The organism is Pseudomonas sp. DW-iso3 (assembly GCF_058725305.1).
Genome location: NZ_JBZXDZ010000016.1, coordinates 1 through 5,372 on the forward strand (window position 1 = coordinate 1; position 5,372 = coordinate 5,372).

At 51.0% G+C, this 5,372-nt stretch carries 2 tRNA genes and 3 rRNA genes; all 5 read right to left on the bottom strand.

Features of this window, described 5'->3' with window-relative positions:
* Positions 1-9: 9 nt before the first annotated feature.
* The 5 genes from rrf to AC4PS7_RS29315 all read right to left on the bottom strand — a co-directional run bounded on the left by rrf (position 10) and on the right by AC4PS7_RS29315 (position 5,224).
* Positions 10-125: ribosomal RNA gene (rrf, locus tag AC4PS7_RS29295) — 5S ribosomal RNA — on the bottom strand.
* Between the two features lie 156 nt (positions 126-281).
* Positions 282-3,173, bottom strand: a 23S ribosomal RNA gene (locus tag AC4PS7_RS29300).
* 249 nt (positions 3,174-3,422) lie between these two features.
* A tRNA-Ala gene (locus tag AC4PS7_RS29305) sits at positions 3,423-3,498 on the bottom strand.
* 30 nt (positions 3,499-3,528) lie between these two features.
* Positions 3,529-3,605: transfer RNA gene (locus AC4PS7_RS29310), tRNA-Ile, on the bottom strand.
* 82 nt (positions 3,606-3,687) lie between these two features.
* Positions 3,688-5,224, bottom strand: a 16S ribosomal RNA gene (locus tag AC4PS7_RS29315).
* Together the 16S, 23S and 5S rRNA genes with 2 tRNA genes alongside form the textbook arrangement of a ribosomal RNA operon.
* Positions 5,225-5,372 lie beyond the last annotated feature (148 nt).

The window sequence follows — 5,372 nt, forward strand, 5'->3', positions numbered from 1 at the left end:
GGAATTTAATCTTGACGATGACCTACTCTCACATGGGGAAACCCCACACTACCATCGGCGATGCATCGTTTCACTGCTGAGTTCGGGATGGGATCAGGTGGTTCCAATGCTCTATGGTCGTCAAGAAATTCGGGTACTGAGTCGTGACCTGATGGCCTCGCTTCAGCAAATTGGGTATGTGACAGATCGGTGTTTTGTGAGATATCGAACTTTCGGTTCGTATCATCTTCACACACCGCAATCTGATGCTCGTTAGAGTAGTCAAATTGCTTGGGTGTTATATGGTCAAGCCTCACGGGCAATTAGTATTGGTTAGCTCAACGCCTCACAGCGCTTACACACCCAACCTATCAACGTCGTAGTCTTCGACGGCCCTTCAGGGAACTCAAGGTTCCAGTGAGATCTCATCTTGAGGCTAGTTTCCCGCTTAGATGCTTTCAGCGGTTATCTATTCCGAACATAGCTACCCGGCAATGCCACTGGCGTGACAACCGGAACACCAGAGGTTCGTCCACTCCGGTCCTCTCGTACTAGGAGCAGCCCCTCTCAAATCTCAAACGTCCACGGCAGATAGGGACCGAACTGTCTCACGACGTTCTAAACCCAGCTCGCGTACCACTTTAAATGGCGAACAGCCATACCCTTGGGACCGGCTTCAGCCCCAGGATGTGATGAGCCGACATCGAGGTGCCAAACACCGCCGTCGATATGAACTCTTGGGCGGTATCAGCCTGTTATCCCCGGAGTACCTTTTATCCGTTGAGCGATGGCCCTTCCATACAGAACCACCGGATCACTAAGACCTACTTTCGTACCTGCTCGACGTGTCTGTCTCGCAGTCAAGCGCGCTTTTGCCTTTATACTCTACGACCGATTTCCGACCGGTCTGAGCGCACCTTCGTACTCCTCCGTTACTCTTTAGGAGGAGACCGCCCCAGTCAAACTACCCACCATACACTGTCCTCGATCCGGATAACGGACCTGAGTTAGAACCTCAAAGTTGCCAGGGTGGTATTTCAAGGATGGCTCCACGCGAACTGGCGTCCACGCTTCAAAGCCTCCCACCTATCCTACACAAGCAAATTCAAAGTCCAGTGCAAAGCTATAGTAAAGGTTCACGGGGTCTTTCCGTCTAGCCGCGGATACACTGCATCTTCACAGCGATTTCAATTTCACTGAGTCTCGGGTGGAGACAGCGCCGCCATCGTTACGCCATTCGTGCAGGTCGGAACTTACCCGACAAGGAATTTCGCTACCTTAGGACCGTTATAGTTACGGCCGCCGTTTACCGGGGCTTCGATCAAGAGCTTCGCGTTAGCTAACCCCATCAATTAACCTTCCGGCACCGGGCAGGCGTCACACCCTATACGTCCACTTTCGTGTTTGCAGAGTGCTGTGTTTTTAATAAACAGTCGCAGCGGCCTGGTATCTTCGACCGGCATGAGCTTACGGAGCAAGTCCTTCACCCTCACCGGCGCACCTTCTCCCGAAGTTACGGTGCCATTTTGCCTAGTTCCTTCACCCGAGTTCTCTCAAGCGCCTTGGTATTCTCTACCCAACCACCTGTGTCGGTTTGGGGTACGGTTCCTGGTTACCTGAAGCTTAGAAGCTTTTCTTGGAAGCATGGCATCAACCACTTCGTTAACTAAAAGTTAACTCGTCATCAGCTCTCGGCCTTAAGATCCCGGATTTACCTAAGATCTCAGCCTACCACCTTAAACTTGGACAACCAACGCCAAGCTGGCCTAGCCTTCTCCGTCCCTCCATCGCAATAACCAGAAGTACAGGAATATTAACCTGTTTTCCATCGACTACGCTTTTCAGCCTCGCCTTAGGGACCGACTAACCCTGCGTCGATTAACGTTGCGCAGGAAACCTTGGTCTTTCGGCGTGGGTGTTTTTCACACCCATTGTCGTTACTCATGTCAGCATTCGCACTTCTGATACCTCCAGCAAGCTTCTCAACTCACCTTCACAGGCTTACAGAACGCTCCTCTACCGCATCACTTACGTGATACCCGTAGCTTCGGTGTATGGTTTGAGCCCCGTTACATCTTCCGCGCAGGCCGACTCGACTAGTGAGCTATTACGCTTTCTTTAAAGGGTGGCTGCTTCTAAGCCAACCTCCTAGCTGTCTAAGCCTTCCCACATCGTTTCCCACTTAACCATAACTTTGGGACCTTAGCTGACGGTCTGGGTTGTTTCCCTTTTCACGACGGACGTTAGCACCCGCCGTGTGTCTCCCATGCTCGGCACTTGTAGGTATTCGGAGTTTGCATCGGTTTGGTAAGTCGGGATGACCCCCTAGCCGAAACAGTGCTCTACCCCCTACAGTGATACATGAGGCGCTACCTAAATAGCTTTCGAGGAGAACCAGCTATCTCCGAGCTTGATTAGCCTTTCACTCCGATCCACAGGTCATCCGCTAACTTTTCAACGGTAGTCGGTTCGGTCCTCCAGTTAGTGTTACCCAACCTTCAACCTGCCCATGGATAGATCGCCCGGTTTCGGGTCTATTCCCAGCGACTAGACGCCCTATTAAGACTCGCTTTCGCTACGCCTCCCCTATTCGGTTAAGCTCGCCACTGAAAATAAGTCGCTGACCCATTATACAAAAGGTACGCAGTCACCCAACAAAGTGGGCTCCCACTGCTTGTACGCATACGGTTTCAGGATCTATTTCACTCCCCTCTCCGGGGTTCTTTTCGCCTTTCCCTCACGGTACTAGTTCACTATCGGTCAGTCAGTAGTATTTAGCCTTGGAGGATGGTCCCCCCATATTCAGACAAAGTTTCTCGTGCTCCGTCCTACTCGATTTCATGACTAAGAGATTTTCGCGTACAGGGCTATCACCCACTATGGCCGTACTTTCCAGAACGTTCCGCTAATCTCAAAGCCACTTAAGGGCTAGTCCCCGTTCGCTCGCCACTACTAAGGGAATCTCGGTTGATTTCTTTTCCTCAGGGTACTTAGATGTTTCAGTTCCCCTGGTTCGCCTCTTGCACCTATGTATTCAGTACAAGATAACCATCTTATGATGGCTGGGTTCCCCCATTCAGACATCTCCGGATCAAAGTCTGTTTGCCGACTCCCCGAAGCTTTTCGCAGGCTACCACGTCTTTCATCGCCTCTGACTGCCAAGGCATCCACCGTATGCGCTTCTTCACTTGACCATATAACCCCAAGCAATCTGGTTATACTGTGAAGACAACATTCGCCGAAAATTCGAATTTCTCAATTAAGAGAACTCACAAATTTTACCTTAGCCTGATCCGTTACCAGTGAAAGTAACGTTCAGTCTATCTTTCTATCACATACCCAAATTTTTAAAGAACGATCTAATCAAAGACTAGAAATCAACATTCATCATCAACCCGATGGAATGCTCATTTCTAAGCTTTCAAAACTTTCAGAAGCAGTAGTGGTGGAGCCAAACGGGATCGAACCGTTGACCTCCTGCGTGCAAGGCAGGCGCTCTCCCAGCTGAGCTATGGCCCCGTATTTCTACAGGCGTTTCCCACACAAAATTGGTGGGTCTGGGCAGATTCGAACTGCCGACCTCACCCTTATCAGGGGTGCGCTCTAACCAACTGAGCTACAGACCCAATTTCGGGCTGCTTCTTATCGTCTTCTTCAATGAATCAAGCAATTCGTGTGGGAACTTATGGAGCAGCTGATGTCGTCGATTAAGGAGGTGATCCAGCCGCAGGTTCCCCTACGGCTACCTTGTTACGACTTCACCCCAGTCATGAATCACACCGTGGTAACCGTCCCCCCGAAGGTTAGACTAGCTACTTCTGGTGCAACCCACTCCCATGGTGTGACGGGCGGTGTGTACAAGGCCCGGGAACGTATTCACCGCGACATTCTGATTCGCGATTACTAGCGATTCCGACTTCACGCAGTCGAGTTGCAGACTGCGATCCGGACTACGATCGGTTTTATGGGATTAGCTCCACCTCGCGGCTTGGCAACCCTCTGTACCGACCATTGTAGCACGTGTGTAGCCCAGGCCGTAAGGGCCATGATGACTTGACGTCATCCCCACCTTCCTCCGGTTTGTCACCGGCAGTCTCCTTAGAGTGCCCACCATTACGTGCTGGTAACTAAGGACAAGGGTTGCGCTCGTTACGGGACTTAACCCAACATCTCACGACACGAGCTGACGACAGCCATGCAGCACCTGTCTCAATGTTCCCGAAGGCACCAATCTATCTCTAGAAAGTTCATTGGATGTCAAGGCCTGGTAAGGTTCTTCGCGTTGCTTCGAATTAAACCACATGCTCCACCGCTTGTGCGGGCCCCCGTCAATTCATTTGAGTTTTAACCTTGCGGCCGTACTCCCCAGGCGGTCAACTTAATGCGTTAGCTGCGCCACTAAAAGCTCAAGGCTTCCAACGGCTAGTTGACATCGTTTACGGCGTGGACTACCAGGGTATCTAATCCTGTTTGCTCCCCACGCTTTCGCACCTCAGTGTCAGTATTAGTCCAGGTGGTCGCCTTCGCCACTGGTGTTCCTTCCTATATCTACGCATTTCACCGCTACACAGGAAATTCCACCACCCTCTACCATACTCTAGTCAGTCAGTTTTGAATGCAGTTCCCAGGTTGAGCCCGGGGATTTCACATCCAACTTAACAAACCACCTACGCGCGCTTTACGCCCAGTAATTCCGATTAACGCTTGCACCCTCTGTATTACCGCGGCTGCTGGCACAGAGTTAGCCGGTGCTTATTCTGTCGGTAACGTCAAAACAATCACGTATTAGGTAACTGCCCTTCCTCCCAACTTAAAGTGCTTTACAATCCGAAGACCTTCTTCACACACGCGGCATGGCTGGATCAGGCTTTCGCCCATTGTCCAATATTCCCCACTGCTGCCTCCCGTAGGAGTCTGGACCGTGTCTCAGTTCCAGTGTGACTGATCATCCTCTCAGACCAGTTACGGATCGTCGCCTTGGTGAGCCATTACCTCACCAACTAGCTAATCCGACCTAGGCTCATCTGATAGCGCAAGGCCCGAAGGTCCCCTGCTTTCTCCCGTAGGACGTATGCGGTATTAGCGTTCGTTTCCGAACGTTATCCCCCACTACCAGGCAGATTCCTAGGCATTACTCACCCGTCCGCCGCTCTCAAGAGAAGCAAGCTTCTCTCTACCGCTCGACTTGCATGTGTTAGGCCTGCCGCCAGCGTTCAATCTGAGCCATGATCAAACTCTTCAGTTCAAACATCTTTGGGTTTTTAAGAAACCCTAAACTTGGCTCAGCAATCGTTGGTTACATCTTTGATTTCTCGCGGAGTAACTTGTGATGCTGATAATCTTGTTGACTATCAGTCTGACTCCACAAGCACCCACACGAATTGCTTGATTCA